The 17,480-nt window shown below is 65.1% G+C and carries 17 protein-coding genes and 2 pseudogenes; 5 read left to right on the forward strand and 14 right to left on the reverse strand.

Going from position 1 to position 17,480, the window contains the following annotated elements; genetic code table 11:
* Positions 1 to 71: 71 nt before the first annotated feature.
* The gene (locus DPV79_RS01310) at positions 72 to 1,238 is read right to left on the reverse strand and encodes a pyridoxal phosphate-dependent aminotransferase (RefSeq protein ID WP_113044564.1); all 1,167 of its coding nucleotides are present in this window, start codon (positions 1,236 to 1,238) and stop codon (positions 72 to 74) included.
* A gap of 53 nt (positions 1,239 to 1,291) precedes the next feature.
* On the opposite strand from DPV79_RS01310, the gene DPV79_RS01315 reads away from it, so the two are divergent.
* Positions 1,292 to 1,942 (forward strand): GntR family transcriptional regulator, encoded by a 651-nt coding sequence (locus DPV79_RS01315; RefSeq protein ID WP_244321690.1) that lies wholly within the window; start codon positions 1,292 to 1,294, stop codon positions 1,940 to 1,942.
* Between the two features lie 45 nt (positions 1,943 to 1,987).
* Positions 1,988 to 2,500, forward strand: a complete 513-nt coding sequence (locus tag DPV79_RS01320; RefSeq protein ID WP_133295598.1) for a hypothetical protein — start codon at positions 1,988 to 1,990, stop codon at positions 2,498 to 2,500.
* Positions 2,501 to 2,597: 97 nt separating this feature from the next.
* Here the strand turns inward: DPV79_RS01320 and DPV79_RS01325 are convergent, their stop codons facing one another.
* The 4 genes and pseudogenes from DPV79_RS01325 to DPV79_RS01335 form a co-directional block, all read right to left on the reverse strand.
* Complete coding sequence (locus tag DPV79_RS01325; protein ID WP_113044567.1) at positions 2,598 to 3,242, reverse strand: NUDIX hydrolase; 645 nt, start codon at positions 3,240 to 3,242, stop codon at positions 2,598 to 2,600.
* 161 nt (positions 3,243 to 3,403) lie between these two features.
* On the reverse strand, positions 3,404 to 3,976 hold the full coding sequence (locus DPV79_RS41895) for a hypothetical protein (RefSeq protein ID WP_133295599.1): 573 nt from the start codon (positions 3,974 to 3,976) through the stop codon (positions 3,404 to 3,406).
* Between the two features lie 199 nt (positions 3,977 to 4,175).
* The gene (locus DPV79_RS43210) at positions 4,176 to 4,385 is read right to left on the reverse strand and encodes a hypothetical protein (protein WP_244321691.1); all 210 of its coding nucleotides are present in this window, start codon (positions 4,383 to 4,385) and stop codon (positions 4,176 to 4,178) included.
* Positions 4,386 to 4,466: 81 nt separating this feature from the next.
* Positions 4,467 to 4,619, reverse strand: a pseudogene (locus tag DPV79_RS01335) (transposase domain-containing protein); the annotation flags it as partial.
* Positions 4,620 to 5,073: 454 nt separating this feature from the next.
* Between DPV79_RS01335 and DPV79_RS01340 the strand changes: the two are divergent.
* Positions 5,074 to 5,307 (forward strand): annotated as a pseudogene (locus tag DPV79_RS01340) (response regulator transcription factor); the annotation flags it as partial.
* Positions 5,308 to 5,428: 121 nt separating this feature from the next.
* On the opposite strand, the gene DPV79_RS01345 reads toward DPV79_RS01340, so the two are convergent.
* From DPV79_RS01345 to DPV79_RS01385, 9 genes are all read right to left on the reverse strand, one after another.
* Positions 5,429 to 5,728 carry a hypothetical protein gene (locus DPV79_RS01345; protein ID WP_165843475.1) on the reverse strand — a complete coding sequence of 100 codons (300 nt, stop codon included), beginning with the start codon at positions 5,726 to 5,728 and terminating at the stop codon, positions 5,429 to 5,431.
* 128 nt (positions 5,729 to 5,856) lie between these two features.
* Positions 5,857 to 6,165 (reverse strand): EthD family reductase, encoded by a 309-nt coding sequence (locus DPV79_RS01350; RefSeq protein WP_113044568.1) that lies wholly within the window; start codon positions 6,163 to 6,165, stop codon positions 5,857 to 5,859.
* Between the two features lie 70 nt (positions 6,166 to 6,235).
* Positions 6,236 to 7,717, reverse strand: a complete 1,482-nt coding sequence (locus DPV79_RS01355) for an MFS transporter (RefSeq protein WP_059648722.1) — start codon at positions 7,715 to 7,717, stop codon at positions 6,236 to 6,238.
* Positions 7,718 to 7,767: 50 nt separating this feature from the next.
* Positions 7,768 to 8,364, reverse strand: a complete 597-nt coding sequence (locus tag DPV79_RS01360; RefSeq protein ID WP_048027395.1) for a TetR/AcrR family transcriptional regulator — start codon at positions 8,362 to 8,364, stop codon at positions 7,768 to 7,770.
* Positions 8,365 to 8,495: 131 nt separating this feature from the next.
* A complete protein-coding gene (locus tag DPV79_RS01365; protein WP_113044569.1) occupies positions 8,496 to 9,968 on the reverse strand; it encodes an NAD-dependent succinate-semialdehyde dehydrogenase in 1,473 nt (490 codons plus the stop codon).
* 99 nt (positions 9,969 to 10,067) lie between these two features.
* Positions 10,068 to 10,559 carry an Lrp/AsnC family transcriptional regulator gene (locus DPV79_RS01370; RefSeq protein WP_006749694.1) on the reverse strand — a complete coding sequence of 164 codons (492 nt, stop codon included), beginning with the start codon at positions 10,557 to 10,559 and terminating at the stop codon, positions 10,068 to 10,070.
* 85 nt (positions 10,560 to 10,644) lie between these two features.
* On the reverse strand, positions 10,645 to 12,045 hold the full coding sequence (locus tag DPV79_RS01375) for an aspartate aminotransferase family protein (protein ID WP_113044570.1): 1,401 nt from the start codon (positions 12,043 to 12,045) through the stop codon (positions 10,645 to 10,647).
* 161 nt (positions 12,046 to 12,206) lie between these two features.
* Entirely contained in the window at positions 12,207 to 13,133 is a 927-nt protein-coding gene (locus DPV79_RS01380) for a 2-hydroxyacid dehydrogenase (RefSeq protein WP_059555402.1), read from the reverse strand.
* Positions 13,134 to 13,145: 12 nt separating this feature from the next.
* A complete protein-coding gene (locus DPV79_RS01385) occupies positions 13,146 to 14,006 on the reverse strand; it encodes a GNAT family N-acetyltransferase (protein ID WP_027792827.1) in 861 nt (286 codons plus the stop codon).
* A 432-nt stretch (positions 14,007 to 14,438) separates the two neighbouring features.
* On the opposite strand from DPV79_RS01385, the gene DPV79_RS01390 reads away from it, so the two are divergent.
* Positions 14,439 to 15,107, forward strand: coding sequence for a haloacid dehalogenase type II (locus DPV79_RS01390; protein WP_021156521.1), 669 nt, complete (start codon positions 14,439 to 14,441; stop codon positions 15,105 to 15,107).
* Positions 15,108 to 15,280: 173 nt separating this feature from the next.
* Positions 15,281 to 16,819, forward strand: a complete 1,539-nt coding sequence (locus DPV79_RS01395; protein WP_113044571.1) for a methyl-accepting chemotaxis protein — start codon at positions 15,281 to 15,283, stop codon at positions 16,817 to 16,819.
* Positions 16,820 to 17,480: the final 661 nt, after the last annotated feature.

Raw genomic sequence — 17,480 nt, forward strand, 5'->3', positions numbered from 1 at the left:
ACATCGGCCGGGTGGGCCGGCTTTCTGCGCGGGACGCCCGGCGCGCGACTCCGCTTTCTCGTGAGCGGCCGTCATGCGTCCTCCAGTGCGAAGCGCACCTTGTCCCCGAGCGTGCGCAACCGGTCGACCGGTTCGTTCGAGAACACGAAACGGACGTACTGCTCGCCGTGGGCGACGCCCCATCCGGTCATGGCCGTCGCACATACGCCCCGGCGCAGCAACCGTTCCGACATCTGCGATCCGGTCAGACCGAAATCGGCGACGCGCAGCAGCATCGACCAGCCGCCCGCCGGCATGCCGAACGGGAGCCCCGACAGTTCGGCGGCGACCGTGTCCCGCCGTCTCTCGAGTTCGCTCACGTAGCCAGGCAGATCGGATGCGGAATGTTCGAGCGCAACCGCCGCGGCCTCCTGGGCTATGCCGACCGGTACCACGACATTGGCGAGCGACACGGCCACCAGATCCGGAATCAGCCATTCCGGCGCGACGATCCAGCCGACCCGCCAGCCGATCATGCGCAACTCTTTCGACGCCGCGCCGACCGTGACCGTACGCTCGGCCATGCCGGGCAGGCCGGCGGGATGGATGACCGTGCGTCCATCGAAGAGCAGCCGTTCCATCGCGCTGTCGAGGATCAGCAGCAGATCGTTCTGCACGCACAGGCTCGCGATCAGTTGCCAGTCGGACGCATCGAAGAAGCCGCCCGAAGGCATCGACGGCGACATCAGCAGCATGGCCCGCGTTTTCGGACCGATTGCTGCCCGCAGTGCTGCCTGGTCCAGCTTCCATTCGCCGCCCGGCGTGAAGGTGAACGGGACTTGCTTGGGCACACCGCCCGCCAGGCGGATGCGGTTCAGCAGACCGGCGTAGGTCGGATCGGTGACGATGACTTCGTCGCCCGTCTCGACGGTGGCGAGCAGCGTATTCAGAATGCCGGAGAGCCCGCCCGCCGACACCACCACCTGGTCGGCCGTGAAGCGCTGCCCCGAAAGCGCCGACACGTGGGCGGCAGCGCTCGCGCGCAGCCGATCCTGACCGACGAAGGGCAAATAGGAGTTGGCCGAGTCTCGCTGGATGGCTTCTCGGGTGAAGGCGAGCGCTTCCGAAGTGGGTGGGAGGTCGGTGTCGAGATTTTCGAGTCGCAAAAGGTCGACGTCGGCATGATCGGCGATCGAGCCCATGCGATCGACGCCGATGCCGGCAATGTGCTGCAGACGGACAGGGCGGTGGTGGTGCATCGGACCTCCGGGTTTGTTACAATTTAATAGATAATCTATGCATGGTGGTCGGGATGAATTTGGAAGTCAAGGAGGATCGCTCGCTGGCTGATCGGATCGCCAGCGCATTGGCGGACCGCATCATCTCGGGCGTCATCGCGCCGGGGGAGTGGCTGCGTCAGGACCACACCGCGGCAGAGTTCGGCGCGAGTCATGTGCCGGTGCGCGAGGCGTTCAGACGGCTGGAAGCGCAGGGGTTGGCCGTGGTGGAACCGCGACGGGGCGTGCGGGCGGCGCCGCTCGAGCCGGCGGACGTGCTTGAAATGGCGAAGATGCGTGCGGCTTTCGAGGCGCTGGCGCTGCGCGAGGCGATTCCCGCGCTCGACGCACGGGCGCTGGAGGAACTCGATGCGATCCTCAATCAGGAGGCGGCGGCGCGTGGCATCGCCGTGCTGGGCACGCTGAATCTGAGGTTTCATCGGGCGTTGACCGCGCCGTGCGGGATGCCGCGGCTCGTCGCCGCGATCGGCGACATGCATCGGGCCAGTTCACGGCATCTGTATGCGACGTGGCAGCAACTCGACTGGCAGGATCGCTCGAACGACGAACATCGGGACATCGTTCGGGCGATACGCGAGGGGAATGTCGACGCGGCGTGTGCGGCTCTGTCCGCGCATATTCTGGCTGCGGGGGATGCGCTGGCACAGGCGTTGGGTAGGCGGTAGGGATGTGGGGCAGGCCGGGGGCATTGACCGGTGCGGAAGGCTGGTATGGGAAATGGCTGGCGTTTTCTCTGGGGTAGCTATAGTCAAACGCGTCGGGCGGCATCCGGCCAGATGCGGTCAGTCGACAGGCCAGCGCAGATCGTCGACGAGTTGTTTGAACCGGAGAGAATTACCTTGGGAATAAACGAAGACATCTGGGATATACGCGGCTGCGGCATTGTACGCTGCGGAGTTTTACCATTTCCGGCGCCGAGTCCCGCTGCTGTAGCGAAAGCGTTCGAGTTGCGCGATGACGACGCCTGTTACCGCGAAATCGATGAAAGTGAGGCACGTTGGATTATTGCTGAGGCGCTACATCGCGACCAAGCGTACCGCGCTGAATTAATGACCGCGGCTCAGGCGGAACAGTTGACAGCAGAATTTCTTGAGCAGTTCGGCGCTCAAGCTCGGTACTTCACCCATAACGGGTATTCGGTTACCGAAGCCGCGTTCGACACAGGGGTCCTCGTGATCGGTGCCTTTCAGTCCGGTTGTCTCTGGGTCGAAGACGAGGATTGAGATGGTGACCGCCGCCTCGGAATGGCTCCCCTGTCGTATTGATCGGCATTCGGCCAGATGCCGTCATTCGGATCGAACTAACATTCACCCGAAAACCTTACGCCTTGCGATTTAGAATGTGAAAACACAAATACTCCAAAATGCAGTAGTACCAACCTATATTGTCATCGTTCTTCATTGATTCTATATTGGCCCAGTCATTTTTGTTAGAAAAACTCCAGCGCCAAACCCATTTCAGCTCGTTATCGGCCGGCCACTCTTTTATACCGTGCTTCCTTGCATATAAAGTTATTTCTGAATACGTTTTAATGTCTCTACGCATAATCGCCCCGACAATATCCCTGGAATTAGGTAGGGCGATTTCTGATATATTACTCCACGTATTTTCCACATCTTCTTCGCTTGCGCAAAAATATACTGCCGAAAAAGCATAGTTAGTTGCATTGGGCGGCAATGCCTCACCCTTCACATTGAATTTCACTGTTTCCGGCGGATTATTATCGGGGCTAAGCGGCAAATTGAATCCAGTTTCCTCCAGGAACTCGCGCCTAGCACCGTCCTCGATGTTAGGTTCCTCTAGCTTGCCTCCAGGCAATGCATATTCTCCGGGACCGCTATTTATTGTCCACCCAAGCGCATTGACCTTCCCCCCGCCGGCTTGGGTATAATATGACTTCATCTGCTTTTTAGCCATTAGAAACGTACCGCTTTTATCGTATAAGACGGCATAAACAGAAGCCATGATGCCTCCAAAATTTTATTTTGTGCACGATGCCGTTCCGCATTGATTCGACTGCCGAACGATCGATGTTGCGAGATTTGATCGATCTATTTCCGCTCTGCCGATGGCGGGCTACGCCCGCCATCAGTGTCCCCAACAGTTGAGGTTCACGAAATTTAAGCTCAGCCCTGCACTGTCAGTACCTTCCATGTGCCGCTACCGCCGTCACGATTGGCGAGACGCGAACCCGTGACCAAATATTGGAAGGGTTTATTATTACCTGCGCCGTTGGTGTCCAGAACGCCTGCCAAATTATTAAAATTAGCCACCAAAATTATGTTGTCCTCGTAATTCAAGCCGACATCTTTGCCGCTTTTTTTTGTGGTAATAATGATGGTCCAGTTGATGGTAACCAGAGCATCATCCGTATCAGTGGTTGTTGCCACGGGGTAGCCGGAATCGCTCGGGGCATAGCTGTTGAATAATGCCAAATTACCACCATCACTAGCATTTACCAGGGTAATCGTATCGCCACTATAAACGGAGCTACCGTCACCAGAGGATTCCACCAACCCTATTGTCCATTGCGTTTCATTTACATAATCGCTAAATGACTTGTACGTTCCAATTGGGTCCAGAGCACTGGTTATACTCGTAGTCTGTTTGGTATTGATGCCGAGATAGCTGGGATTACCTTCGCCTCCGTAAAGATTGCTAATGCGGATATTCTTGCCATATTGCACATAATTTGACATTTTCGTTCTCCGGTTTTCAATTTGACGACGAATGCGACCTAGCCATCATGATTTTGGCAAAAAAATTCAAATCCGCTTGAATTCGCAGCGCAAAATAAGAAAGCTCGCGCAAAAAAAATATAGAAGCTCGCGCGCGGAAGATCAATTACACTCAATTACACGAAATAAATATAAATTAAGAAATAAAATAACTCGCCATTCAGCAATAACGAGTGCCCCACATAGCACGCACCAAAAACAACCGGGAGGCGTGTTGCAGCACACCCCCGCGGTCGCCCTGCTCAAGGGTCTGCGCGAGCCGCCGCAAGATCGCAGCGGCCGCAGGCGACGGTGTGTTGTCGACCTGCCGAGCACGCGCGGTATCGCTGCGCGTAAATTCCTTGAGTGTGAAGTGCGGTGTGAGTTGCATGTGGCGATCCAAACTGCGATCCACGAACGACGCCCCTCAGAGTAAATCGGTGGAGCGCTTGAGGCGCGGTAAGGAAGTGGATCAGCGCAGGTCGGCCGGCATTTTCCAGGGCAGCAGCGCGTCGTAGTCGTCGACGGTGGTCGCCAGCGGGAGGCGTTGGAACAGCCAGGTGAGATAGCGATACGGGTCGATGCCGTTGGCCTTGCAGGTCTCGACGAGTGAGTACAGATTGGCCTCGCGTTAGGGGACGTGGCGTTGCTGGATCGACGTATTAGGCCGGGCGGTCGCTTGCGTCGCGTCGACGCCGGGGCTATCCGGATCATAGATGTGGCTCACGAGCGCCGTGATGAGGAAAGTCGCTCGTGACAAGTGCATGGCGTGCACGTAACCGATGATCAACAACTTGGGTGCATGCGCAACAATAAACCTCTCATCAAAAGGACGGGGGTGCAACTTTAATGCCGGTTTTCCAGGGTGGGGGAGGCTGTCGACATTGAGCCGCGGTGCACGCCCATGTCGCGCTTCAACTCCATCGTTTGGAATTCAGCGCACGTCGACGAAATACCTCGCCAGCGACCTGCCGCTGCTCACTTCCTCAGCTTGACGTTCGCCGCCCCGCGTTAGCGGAATCATTGGACACGATTAGCGCTCGAACGGACACTATTAGCAGAATCTACGAACTTCAACACCCGTGCCCCGGCGCATCGCCACGGGCGCGTCGGCCGTTGGCCCGCGCCTGTCCGCGCGGGAAATCGACGTCCTGCGCGCAATTTCCCGCGGCGCGAGCAACAAGCAGGTCGCGCAGGCGCTCGCGATGAGTCCGAGCACGGTGCGCACCCATGTCGAGAAGGCGTTTCGCAAGCTCGAATGTTCGACGCGCGCCGCGGCGACCCTCAAGGCGTCGGCGCTGGGGCTGCTCTGACGCGCTCCGCGACGCGGATTCGCTTTCGTGTGTGCGCGGACGGCCCGTCGGGCCGGCGCGACCTTTGACGCTCCGCTGTCCGGTGGCTTACCCCGCGTATCGAAGATGGCGGTTGCACCATTCAAGTCGACCAGTCGTTGATCCGTTCCCTGCGATCCGAGGCTGTCGCGTCGGTGTCGGCCCAACCGTACCCCAACGTCGCGATTGCGAAGTAGACGGCACCGACGGCTTCGCAGGAAAGCAGCGCGCCGGCCAGCGCCATTCGCGCTCCACCCGAGACCGTTTGCACCGGCGCGTCGGCGTGTTTCCCGCGATGCACCGCGGTGCCGATCCGAAACAGGCCCGACACGATAGCGAGCACGCCGAACGCACGCGGCAGGCCGCTCGCCAATGCGACGATGAAGATCTGACGTCCCGACATTGCAGTGATCCTCCCGGTCCGGTATCGCGTGACGGCTGCCTATCCTGACACCCGATCGTTCGCGGCGCCATCGGACAAGTGACCGATGGCGCCGGCCGAAACCGATGCATGGCGGCGCGCGATCGGCGCTACGACCCGCGCGAGAACACGTCCGTGATGAGCCGATCGGGTTCGATGTCGGTGAACGCATCGATATCTGCCATGACGTCTGCCGTCTCCGCGGACGCGAACGCAGCGTCCAGCGCCGCACTGTCCTTGAAACGGCACATCGCCACGACGATCAGTTCGCTGTCCTCACGTGCTGGAAAGAAAGCGTCGATAGCGCCGAGCCCGTACGGCTTCCAGGATTTTTCCACCAGCGGAATGTGTTGTTCGACGTAGTAACGGGCATCGAATCGCGTGCCCGCGGCTCGGCGATAGGAGACGATGAAATACACGAAGAACCTCCAGGTCGGACTGACGCGGCGATGAATGTCGGTACGGGAAAATACGGGCAAATACAAACGATCACGGCCGTTCGCGTTCGGGGCCGAAGCCCGGACGCGCGGCGGCCCGCATCGACGTATGAGCGGCGCCCGCCCGTGCAAGCGAGATGCCCAGCGCGGCGCCCACGGCGAGGAACACCGAGATCGACAGCAGTGCGACGATGAACGCATGCGCGATGGCCGCCGGATCGTGGCGCGTGCCGAGCGTCGTATAGAAAATGCCGCCGATGATCGCCACGCTCAGCGACGTGCTGACCTGCAGCGTCGAGCTGGCGATGCCGGCGATCATGCCGGACAGCGCCGGTGCGACGCGCCCCGTCACCATGCGCATCAGCGTCGGCAGCGCGAGACCTTGTCCGAAGCCGATGACGAAGAGCACGACGGCGAGCGGCGCGGCCGCGAGCGGCATCCCGATCGGCGTGGCATCGATCAACCACGCGAGGCCGACGAGCCCGACGATCTCCAGACTCATGCCGAACGGATTGACGTAAGCGCCGATGACACGCGTGCAGGCAGGCGTCGACAACGGGCCGAGCAGGAACCCGACGCCGAACGGCAAGAACACGAGGCCCGCGCTCAGTGCGTCGACGTGCAACGCATTCTGCAGATACACCGAGAACAGCAGGAAGAACGCGCCGATCGAGTACAGCAGCAGCGCGATCAGCAACGCGCGGCCGAGCCCCGGTGCGCGCAGCGCGGCCGGATCGAGCAGCGGTGCGCCGCCGCGGCGGCCGAGCCGGCGCTCGTAGCGCCAGAAGAACCCGGCGAGGGCCGGCACCGCGAGCAGCGACACCCATGCCCATACGGGCCAGCCTGCTTCGCGCCCCTCGATCAGCGGCACGATCAGCGCGCCCAGTGTCAGCATCGACAGCGCGGTGCCGCCGAGGTCGAGCTTGCGCGCATGCTGCGCACGCGTTTCCTTCAGCAGCGGAATCCCGAACAGGACGACCAGAATCGCCAGCGGCAGGTTGACGAGGAAGATCGTGCGCCAGCCCAGATTCAACAGATTCAGCGAGATCAGGATCCCGCCCAGCGCCTGCCCGACCACGGCGGCGAGGCCGAATACCGCGCCGTACAAGCTGAGCGCGAGCGGCTTTTCCGCTTCGGGGAAGATCGCCTGGATCGAAGCGAGCGCCTGCGGCGCCATGATCGCGGCCGTCACGCCCTGCAACGCGCGGCCGACGATGAGCGTCCACGGCGAACTGGCGAGACCGCACAGCGTCGAGGCGATCGCGAAGCCGATCAACCCGAGGAAAAACACGCGGCCGCGGCCGAACAGGTCGCCCAATCGCCCGCCGGTGATCAGCGTTACCGCGTACAGGCCCGCATACGATGAAATGACGAGTTGCTCGGCCGACGACGAGGCGCCCAGTTCCGCGCGGATCGACGGCAGCGCGACGTTGACGATGAAGAAATCCAGCGGCGGCAGGAACGCGCCGACGAGCAGGACCGCAAACATCGCCCAGCGGCGCGGGTCGGGGGATACGGGGTCATTCCGTGACATGGATGGCTCTCCATACGGAACCAATCGGTTCCAAATTGGGTAAAAAAATATCAGTCGAGGATGCGCATCGTGCGATCGACCAGCGCGAGCATGTCCTGCTCGGACACGCCGGTTTTGCCCAGCACGCGCATGCCCTCGATCTGGCAGACGAGCAAACGCGCCAGCACCTGTTCGTCCTGCTCGGCGATCTCGCCGCTCGCCTGGCCACGGACGATCGCACCGGCATAGAGCTGTTGCAGCCGCCGGAACATGCGCCCGGTGCGCTCCGCGACATCCGCGTCGCGCGCGGCCAGTTCCGTGGTCATCGCGACCGCGAGACATCCGCGCCGGCCCGCCTCGCCGACGGACAGGCGCGCATAGCGCAGCAGCGAATCGCGAATCGCATCCTTGACGGCGCCGGGTTGCGACAGAATGTCCGCGGTCGCCTTGAGCCCGTCGGCCATGTACAGGTCGAGCGCCGCCAGCAGCAGCGCCTTCTTGTCGCCGAACGCCTTGTACAGGCTGCCGCGCGACAGGCCGGTGCCGGCCATCAGGTCGGGCAGGGACGCGCCTTCGTATCCGCGGTCCCAGAAAACGTCCATCGCGTCGCGCGCGGCATCGCCAAGTTCGAATTCGCGTGGGCGGCCCACGCCAGCCGGATTTGCCATTGATCGGTGTCGCAAACGATGCGGTGCCAAAAGTTGGATGCATTATATGGACCGATCGGTTCCGATGTCAACGCATGCCTGACGACCGGGCGCGGCGAGGGCCGCCTCGCGGACGGCCCGGATTCATCCGATCAGTCGAGCCCGCCCTGGCACAGGTACTTGATCGACAGATAATCGTCGAGCCCGTAGCGCGAGCCTTCGCGACCATAACCCGATTCCTTCACGCCGCCGAACGGTGCGGCCTCGCTCGCGAGCGCGCCTTCGTTGATCCCGACGATGCCCGTTTCGAGCCGCGCCGACACGCGCGCGATCCGACGCACGTCCTGCGTATAGAAATACGCGGCGAGCCCGAACGGCGTGTCGTTCGCGGCATCGACCGCTTCGTCCTCGGTATCGAAGCGAAACAGCGCCGCGACCGGGCCGAAGGTTTCCTCGCAGGTCAGCTGCATGTCGGCGGTGGCGTCGGCGAGCACCGTCGGCGCGTAATAGTTCGCACCGAGTTCGACCAGACGCTTGCCGCCGGCGAGCACGCGCGCGCCGCGCTCGATGGCGTCGCCGACGTGGCGGGCAATCTTGTCCACCGCACGCGCGTTGATCATCGGGCCGATCTGCGCGGCCGGGTCGGTCGCCGGCGCGACCTTCAGCGCGGCGACGCGCGCCGCGAGCTTCGCGGCGAATGCATCGTAGACGCCGGCCTGCACGTAGACGCGATTCGGCGACACGCACGTCTGCCCGCCGTTGCGGAACTTGGCGGCCATCAGCCCGTCGACCGCGGCATCGAGCTCGGCGTCGTCGAAGACGATGAACGGCGCGTTGCCGCCGAGCTCCAGCGACAGCTTCTTCAACGTCGCCGCCGACTCGCGCGCCAGCAGCTTGCCGACAGGCGTCGAGCCGGTGAACGTGATCTTGCGCACGCGGCCGTCGGCGAGCCAGTCGGCCACCGCATCGATGCCACGTTCGCGCGATGCGGCGATCAGGTTCAGCACCCCGGGCGGCACGCCGGCTTCCTGCGCGAGAAACGCGAGCGCGAGCGCGGTCAGCGGCGTGTCCTCCGCCGGCTTCGCGACCACCGTGCAGCCGGCCGCGAGGGCGGGCGCGATCTTGCGCGCGATCATCGCGAGCGGGAAGTTCCACGGCGTGATCGCGGCGACGATGCCGATCGGCTCCTTCACCGCGCTCAGCCGCTTGCCGCGCTGCTGCTGCGGAATCAGGTCGCCATACGTGCGTGTCGCTTCCTCGGCGAACCACAGCACGTACGACGCGCCGTATGCGACTTCACCGCGCGCTTCCGCGAGCGGTTTGCCCTGTTCGCGCGCCATCAGTTTCGCGAGATCGTCGGTATGCGCAACGATCGCGGCATGCCATGCGCGCAGGATCGCCGCCCGTTCGCGGGCGGGGGTCGCGCGCCATGCGGGCAGCGCGCGTGCGGCCGCGTCCGTCGCGGCGCGCGCGTCGGCGGCGCCGCTGTCGGGTGCGTGCGCGACGATGTCGAGCGTCGCGGGATCGACGACGTCGAAGCGACGGCCGTCGAGCGCGTCGCGCCACGTTCCGTCGATCAGGTTGGCGGTGCGAACGAGTTCGGTTCGGGACAGCGTAAGCGGCATGACAGGTCCTTGGATGAAGCCGGTCGGCGAAGGCGCGGGCGCGCGACTACCCCGCACGGACAGCACGTTGCCGCGTTCGGGGTTGCCGCTGGCCGCCCGTCAGTGACGTTCGCCGAACAGCGATTCGAGCGGGTAGTGCCGTTTGACGAACGGCGATTTGATGATCACGTAACTGAAATACTTCTCGATGCCGATGTTCTGCTCGAGCAGCCCTTCGACGATCGTCTGGTAATGGCTGACGCTGCGCGTGATGAACTTCAGCAGATAGTCGTAGCCGCCGCTCGCGAGGTGGCACTCGACGATCTCGTCGACGTTGCGGATCGCCGCGACGAAGCGGTCGAAGTCCTCGCGCCGGTGGTCGGCCAGCGTGACCTCGGTGAACACGACCTGCACGTCGCCGAGCTTCTCGAGCTGGATGTGCGCGCCGTAGCCGCCGATGTAGCCGGCCTTCTCCAGCCGCTTCACGCGGATCAGGCAGGGGCTCGGCGACAGCCCGACCGCATCCGCCAGCTCGACGTTGGTCATGCGGCCGCGCTTCTGCAACTGGGAGAGGATGCGCAGGTCGATGCGATCCAGCTTGCTGTCCGTCATGTTCACGTGAGTCGGAAAAAATGGAATGTCCGGTTACTTTAGAGTCGAACGATGGCCGCCACAAGCCCGGCTTTCCCTTGGCCGGTCAGGCCGGCTGCGCGTGCGCGGCGTCGAGGGCGCGCTGCACGCCCGGATCGGCCAGCACGTCGTCGAGCGTCTTGCGCACGCGTTCGAACATCAGGTCGAACTCGCCCGCGGTGAAGCTCAGCGCCGGCGCGAAGCCGAGCACGCCGTCGCCGAACGCGCGAAACACCACGCCGTTCGCGTAGGCGGCCGCCGCGATCTTGTCCGGCACGTTCAGCGCCGCGTCGAAGCGCGTCTTGTGCGCCTTGTCGGCGACCAGCTCGAGTGCGCCGAGCAGGCCGGCCGAACGCGCGTCGCCGACGAGCGGATGCGCGCGCAGCGCATCGAGCCCCGCCGCGAAGCGCGGCGCCAGCGCCTGGCCGTTCGCGAGCAGTCCGCCTTCGTGATAGAGCTTCAGCACCTCGAGGCCGATCGCCGCGCTGACCGGGTGCGCGGAATACGTATGGCCGTGCCCGACCGCGGCCGACTCGGCACGGCTGCCCGCGATCCCTTCGTAGACTTCGTCGGACATCAGCACCGCGCCCATCGGCGCATAGCCGGCCGTCAGCCCCTTCGCGACGGTCATCAGGTCCGGATCGACCTGTTCGGTCTCGCACGCGAACAGCGGGCCCGTGCGGCCGAAGCCGGTGATCACCTCGTCGGCGACGAACAGGATGCCGAGGCGCCGGCACGCGTCGCGCATCGCCTTCAGCCAGCCGGCCGGCGGCACGATCACGCCGCCGGAACCCTGCACGGGTTCGCAGAAGAACGCGGCGACGTTGTCGGCGCCGAGTTCGGCAACCTTGGCTTCCAGCGCGGCCACCGACGCGGCGATCAGCGCCTGCGGATCGCCGCCGAGCGGATGGCGGTACGGGTAGGGCGACGGGATGTGGTGCTGGTCCGCGCGCGGCAGGTCGAAATGGCGGTGGAACGCGGGCAGCGCGGTGAGGCCTGCGCCGATCGACGACGAGCCGTGATAACCGCGCTCGAGCGCAATCATCTGCTTCTTCGACGGGCGGCCTGTCGCGTTGAAATAGTGCGTGATGAAGCGCACCGCGGAATCGATTGCGTCCGAGCCGCCGAGCGTGAAGTACACGCGGTTCAGCGACGGCGGCGCGAGCGCCGCGAGCCGTTCGGCCAGCTCGATCGCGGGCTGCGAGCCGAAATGGAAATAACCGGTCGCGTAGGGCAGTTTCGCCAACTGGTCGGCGGCGGCTTTCACGATGCTGTCGCGGCCGTAGCCGACGTTGACGCACCACAGACCCGAGAACGCATCGAGCAGCGTGTGGCCCGCGGCGTCGCGCAGGAACACGCCGTCGGCGGATTCGAGCACGGTGACGCCGCGCGCCTCGTGCGCACGATAGTTGACGACGGGGTGGATCAGGTGTTGACGATCAGCTTCGATCAGCGCGGCGTGGTTCATGGCAGGGCGGGACTCTCGTCGGGTGTCAGCGATGAGTTCATGCTACCGGGCGAGCCATCCTCATGCGTTTTCAATTTGCAGTCTGAAACATACGAACGCGGCGTTTGTGCGGGGCGCTGCGGCATTTTCTGCTGCGCGCCCCGCCGGGCCGGGCGCACGCGTCAGTAGCCGCGCGCGCGATCGACGACGCCGATCATCGGCTGCCCCGCGCGATGGCGCGCGAGGTTCGCGAGCACGGCCTCGACCGCGGTGTCCGGCCGCGTCGCGCTCGCGATGTGCGGCGTGATCCGGATGCGCGGGTGCGTCCAGAACGGATGGCCGGCCGGCAATGGTTCGGGGTCCGTCACATCGAGGATCGCGCTGTCGAGCCGGCCGCTCGCGAGCCCCGCGAGCAGCGCGGTTTCGTCGAGCTGCGGGCCGCGCCCGACCTGCACGAGCGACGCGCCCGCCGGCAGCGCATCGAACACGCGTGCGCCGAGCAGCCCGCGCGTATCGTCGGTGAGCGGGAGCAGGCAGATCAGGATGTCGGTGCGGGCGAGGAACGCATCGAGTGCCGCGTCGCCCGCGTAGCAGTCGATGCCGTCGAGCGTGCGCGGCGTGCGGCTCCAGCCGGCGCACGGGAAGCCGAAGCGGCGCAGCGTATCGAGCACGGCCTGGCCGAGCGTGCCGAGCCCGAGCACGCCGACGCGCCGCGACGCGGCCGCGCGCACCGGCTGCTCGCGCCACACTTGCGCGCGCTGCTGCGCCGCGTAGTCGAGCAGGTCGCGGTGGATCGTCAGCACGGCCTGCGTCACGTACTCGACCATGCCTTCGACGATGCCCGGCTCGATCATCCGCACGACCGGGATATGCGCCGGCACGCGCGACAGGTCGAACTGATCGATGCCGGCGCCGACCGAGAACACGACTTCGAGATTCGGCAGCAGCGTGGCCGGATCGTCGGGCGGCTGCCACGCGGCGAGATAACGGACGGCTTCAGGATCGCCGAGGTCCGGCCAGATCCGGAACGGCAGCTCGGGCGCCTGCTGCGCGAAGCGCTGTGCCCATTGCGCACCGCGCACCGGGTCGGCCTTGTAGAGAAAGCTCATCGTGGATACCGCTCAACCGAGGGCCTGGTTCACGATCGCGAACGCGCGCAGCGCCGGGTCGCGCGCGGGCGTTGCGCCGCGCGCCATGGCGACGACGGTGTCGACGCGCGGCAGCCCGAGCCCCTGCAACCAGTCGGACAGCCCGCTGTCGCCCGGCACGTCGAGCCGCACGAACTTCCCTTCGTGCAGCGCGAGCCAGTGGCTGATCAGCGCCTGCGCGCGCTGCGCGTCCGGCGCGACCACCGGGCCGATCGCATGGCCGCGGCCGAAGCGGCGGAACAGCGCGAAGCCGAGCAGTTCGCCGTCGCGATCGAGCGCGATGCCGTTCGCGACGCCGAGCAGCGCCTCGATCACCTCGTCGCGCCGATAACCCGCGGCCCGCGACGCGAGCGCGGCAAGTCGCGGGCCGTCGTTTGCGCCGATGGGCCGCAGGCGCTCGCCGGGCGGCAGCGATATCAGCGGCGGCTGGAAGGCGGCACCCTGGTGCTGGTCGATCGTATCGATCACCTCGAACCCGAATTTCGCGTACAGCGGCTCGCCGGCCGGCGTCGCGTGCAGAAAAATGGTTCGCGTGCCGAAGCTGTCGACCACGCGGGTGAGCAGTTCGCGCCCGATGCCGCGGCCCTGGTGCTCGGGCGACACGATGACCATGCCGAGCGACGCGTGCGCTTCGCCGAAGCGCCAGCCGAGCGCGGTGCCGACGATGCCGGTTTCGTCCTCGGCGACGAAGCCGTCGCCGAGCTGGAGCACGAAGCGCCAGTCGTCGAGCCGGTGCGGCCACTTGACTGCTTCCGACAGACGATGCGCGGCGGGCAGGTCGGTTTCGGCGAACCGACGATAGATAAGCGTGCGGGAAGGGTTGAGATCGGACACGCTGGACTCCGGATGGGTAGGAATGACATATCGACTCTGCCAGCGACACCGCGGCACGGATAGGATGATTCGCCTGTTTTCCGGCGACGGCGGGCGGCCGTGCAAGATCGACGCAAACCGGCTCGATCGGCGCGTGCGAACGCGTGGATCGTGCCGCCGCGGCCCGTCAATCCGACAGCGCCTGCTGTGGGAACGGCACTACGATGAAAACACCGGTGTCGCGGCCGCTTGCCGGCGAGCCGCCCCGCCGGTGCGGCGGGGCCGCGCCGGCAAGCGCCGCAGATCGTGCTGCCCGCGCCGCGCAACACGCGGCGATTCTGCGTTTTGGGCGGCGTCGAACGACGTGCGCCGGGTTTTTTGCCCTGATTCAATTTCGTACCACCCCAGCCCGTCCCCGGCCCTGCCGGGGCTTCACACCGACAGGACGTCACCATGATCCAATTTGAACCGAAGTACATCACGTTCGACTGCTACGGCACGCTGACCCGCTTCCAGATGGCGGACCTGGCGCGCGAGATCTACGCGGACCGGCTCTCGCCGGTCGCGATGGAGGATTTCGTGCGTGCGTTCGCCGCTTACCGGCTCGACGAGGTACTCGGCGCGTGGAAGCCGTACCGCGACGTCGTCGTCAACGCGATCCGGCGCACCTGCGCGCGCGTCGGCGTGAAGTTCGACGAGGCCGAGGCCGAGCGCTTCTATCATGCGGTGCCGACGTGGGGCCCGCATCCGGACGTGCCGGCGGGCCTGTCGCGGCTCGCGACGAAGTACAAGCTCGTGATCCTGTCGAACGCGATGGACGAGCAGATCATGAGCAACGTCGACAAGCTCGGCGCGCCGTTCCATGCGGTGTTCACCGCGCAGCAGGCGCAGTCGTACAAGCCGCGGATGCAGGGCTTCGAGTACATGTTCGGCAAGCTCGGCTGCAAGCCCGAGGACGTGCTGCACGTGTCGTCGAGCCTGCGCTACGACCTGATGACGGCCGAGGATCTGGGCATCAAGCACAAGGCGTTCGTCAATCGCGGCCACGAGCCGGGCACGCCGTTCTACAACTATTACGAAGTGTCGGATATCGGCCATCTCGCGACGCAGCTCGGGCTGTAAGCCGCCGGGGCGGCCGATCCATCGCGCGACGGGACGCGGCCGCGATGCCGGCGCGCCCCGTCACGCGTTCGATCAGCGTACGAAACGAGGGTAATTACCGATATCGAGTCGTTCAAGGCGGGGCCACCCCGGCCGATATATGTACCGAACGGTTAATATTTCGAGGCCCTCGCATGAAGTTGTCCACCAAACTGCTGTTGCTCGTCGCTGCGGCGCTGCTCGGCGTCGTCCTGCTCGCCGCGTTGTCGCTGCACACGCTGCGCGATGCGCTGATCGACAGCCGCCGCGAAGAGATCGTCATTCTGCTGACCAAGGCCGAGCATCTGGTCGATTCGTATCGCGCGCTGCAGACGAGCGGCACGCTCACGCAGGAGCAGGCGCAGCAGCAGGCCAAGGCCGCGCTGGCCGCGCTCAACGCGAATTCGAAGAGCTACTTCTGGGTCACGACGTCCGACGGCGTCAACCTCGTGCACCCGAACGCGAAATTCATCGGCACGCGCGCGAAAGGCAACCGCACGACCAGCGGCATGACCGACAGCGAGGCGTACCGCGCGGGGATGGCGCAGGCGCATTTCGCGCTCGTCGACGTGCTGATCAAGCGTAGCCCGGACGCGGACCTGGAGCCGAAGCTGCAGGGCGTGGTCGCGATTCCGGACTGGAACTGGTGGATCGGCACCGGATTTTTCTACGACGACATCAACGCGGCGTTTGCCCGGCTCGCGATGGTGCTCGGCGCCGTCGCGCTCGTCATCGCCGCGGCGCTCGCGGCCATCGCCTGGGGCGTGCTGCGCAGCGTCAGGCGCACGCTGGGCGGCGAGCCCGCGCATGCGACGCAGATCGCCGCCCGCATCGCGGCCGGCGAACTGGACGTGCAGTTCGATACGGCGCACGCCGCGCCCGGCAGCCTGCTCGTCGCGCTGGGCGACATGAAGGCGCGGCTGACCGACACCATCGCCGAGATCCAGACCACGACCCACTCGATCGCCACCGGCACCGGCGAGATCGCGCAAGGCAACCTGGATCTGTCGCAGCGCACGGAGCAGCAGGCCGCGTCGCTGCAGGAAACGGCGGCGAGCATGGAGCAGATCACGTCCACGGTCAAACAGAACGCCGACAACGCGCGCCAGGCGAATGCGCTCGTGGCCCAGGCCAAGGATGCGACCGAACTCGGCGGCGCCGCCGTGCAGGCGGTCGTCGAAACGATGCGGCAGATCTCGGATGGGTCGGTGCGGATCGCCGACATTACCGTCGTGATCGAAAGCATCGCATTCCAGACCAACATTCTCGCGCTCAACGCCGCGGTGGAAGCCGCGCGGGCCGGCGAGGAAGGGCGCGGGTTCGCCGTCGTCGCGTCGGAGGTCCGCTCGCTCGCGCAACGCAGTGCCGCGGCCGCGAAGGACATCAAGGGCTTGATCGACGCGTCGGTCGAGCGGGCCGGCAGCGGCAGCCGGCTCGTCGAGACGGCCGGCGAGCGCATGACGGAGATCGTCCGGTCGATCGACCGGGTGGCCGGCATCATGGGCGAGATTTCAGCGGCGTCGGCCGAGCAAAGCACCGGCATCGAACAGATCGGGCTGGCGGTCGCGCAAATGGACGAAGTCACCCAGCAGAACGCCGCGCTCGTCGAGCAGGCGGCGGCGGCCGCTTCGTCGCTGGACGAGCAGGCGGCGCGCCTGCGGGCCGCCGTATCGGTATTCCGGCTCGCTGCCTGACGGCTTCGCGCCGCTCACTGCCGGCCAGCGCATCATTGCGCCTGCCTCGGGCCGCGCCGGCATGCGCCCGGCGTGCGCGCCGACATGCCGGTGACGCGCGCGTCGCCGCATGGCGATACGATTCCTGACGACTGCACGACTGCACGACTGCACGACTGCACGACTGCACGACTGCACGACTGCACGGGTCCGGTTTCCCGGCGGTCCCGTCATCCTCCCGTCTTCCCGCCAAGCCGTTCCGATCGAGCGGCATTCTTCTGAGCTTTCCCGCGCGACGTCCCGTCGCGATCCCCACCGTCGACGCCCGTGCATGCGGCGATCTGCCGCAATACACCGTGCGTTTCAGCCGTCATCGGCATGCGGACACGCATTCGACACAAACGTGCGGTTTGCGTGTGCCAAACGCGCGCCGGATGCCGAACGGACAATTTTGTCGGCGCAATCTGCGGCGGCTGCGGCCTTACGATTTCCTGCATCGACACGGGTTGGGCAACCACCGCGACACGCCGCCGGGCGCACGGCGACACGTGGGCGCACGCAGCAATTCATGCTGCGCGGGCGGCTCAAAACGGTCGATTCGTATCGTGCGGGCGGCCCGAATCGCGACAAACCGCATTTTGGCGATGCTTAAATGAATTGCATGTGTACGACGTTGCGCCCG

Origin of the sequence: Burkholderia reimsis, assembly GCF_003294055.1 — a bacterium.
GTDB lineage: Bacteria > Pseudomonadota > Gammaproteobacteria > Burkholderiales > Burkholderiaceae > Burkholderia > Burkholderia cepacia.

Bases quoted from the DNA above. Each gene is read 5' to 3' on its own strand.
- DPV79_RS01310 (WP_113044564.1), bottom strand. From the start codon at position 1,238: ATGCACCACCACCGCCCTGTCCGTCTGCAGCACATTGCCGGCATCGGC.
- DPV79_RS01315 (WP_244321690.1), top strand. From the start codon at position 1,292: ATGAATTTGGAAGTCAAGGAGGATCGCTCGCTGGCTGATCGGATCGCC.
- DPV79_RS01320 (WP_133295598.1), top strand. From the start codon at position 1,988: ATGGGAAATGGCTGGCGTTTTCTCTGGGGTAGCTATAGTCAAACGCGT.
- DPV79_RS01325 (WP_113044567.1), bottom strand. From the start codon at position 3,242: ATGGCTTCTGTTTATGCCGTCTTATACGATAAAAGCGGTACGTTTCTA.
- DPV79_RS41895 (WP_133295599.1), bottom strand. From the start codon at position 3,976: ATGTCAAATTATGTGCAATATGGCAAGAATATCCGCATTAGCAATCTT.
- DPV79_RS43210 (WP_244321691.1), bottom strand. From the start codon at position 4,385: ATGCAACTCACACCGCACTTCACACTCAAGGAATTTACGCGCAGCGAT.
- DPV79_RS01345 (WP_165843475.1), bottom strand. From the start codon at position 5,728: ATGTCGGGACGTCAGATCTTCATCGTCGCATTGGCGAGCGGCCTGCCG.
- DPV79_RS01355 (WP_059648722.1), bottom strand. From the start codon at position 7,717: ATGTCACGGAATGACCCCGTATCCCCCGACCCGCGCCGCTGGGCGATG.
- DPV79_RS01360 (WP_048027395.1), bottom strand. From the start codon at position 8,364: ATGGCAAATCCGGCTGGCGTGGGCCGCCCACGCGAATTCGAACTTGGC.
- DPV79_RS01365 (WP_113044569.1), bottom strand. From the start codon at position 9,968: ATGCCGCTTACGCTGTCCCGAACCGAACTCGTTCGCACCGCCAACCTG.
- DPV79_RS01370 (WP_006749694.1), bottom strand. From the start codon at position 10,559: ATGACGGACAGCAAGCTGGATCGCATCGACCTGCGCATCCTCTCCCAG.
- DPV79_RS01375 (WP_113044570.1), bottom strand. From the start codon at position 12,045: ATGAACCACGCCGCGCTGATCGAAGCTGATCGTCAACACCTGATCCAC.
- DPV79_RS01380 (WP_059555402.1), bottom strand. From the start codon at position 13,133: ATGAGCTTTCTCTACAAGGCCGACCCGGTGCGCGGTGCGCAATGGGCA.
- DPV79_RS01390 (WP_021156521.1), top strand. From the start codon at position 14,439: ATGATCCAATTTGAACCGAAGTACATCACGTTCGACTGCTACGGCACG.
- DPV79_RS01395 (WP_113044571.1), top strand. From the start codon at position 15,281: ATGAAGTTGTCCACCAAACTGCTGTTGCTCGTCGCTGCGGCGCTGCTC.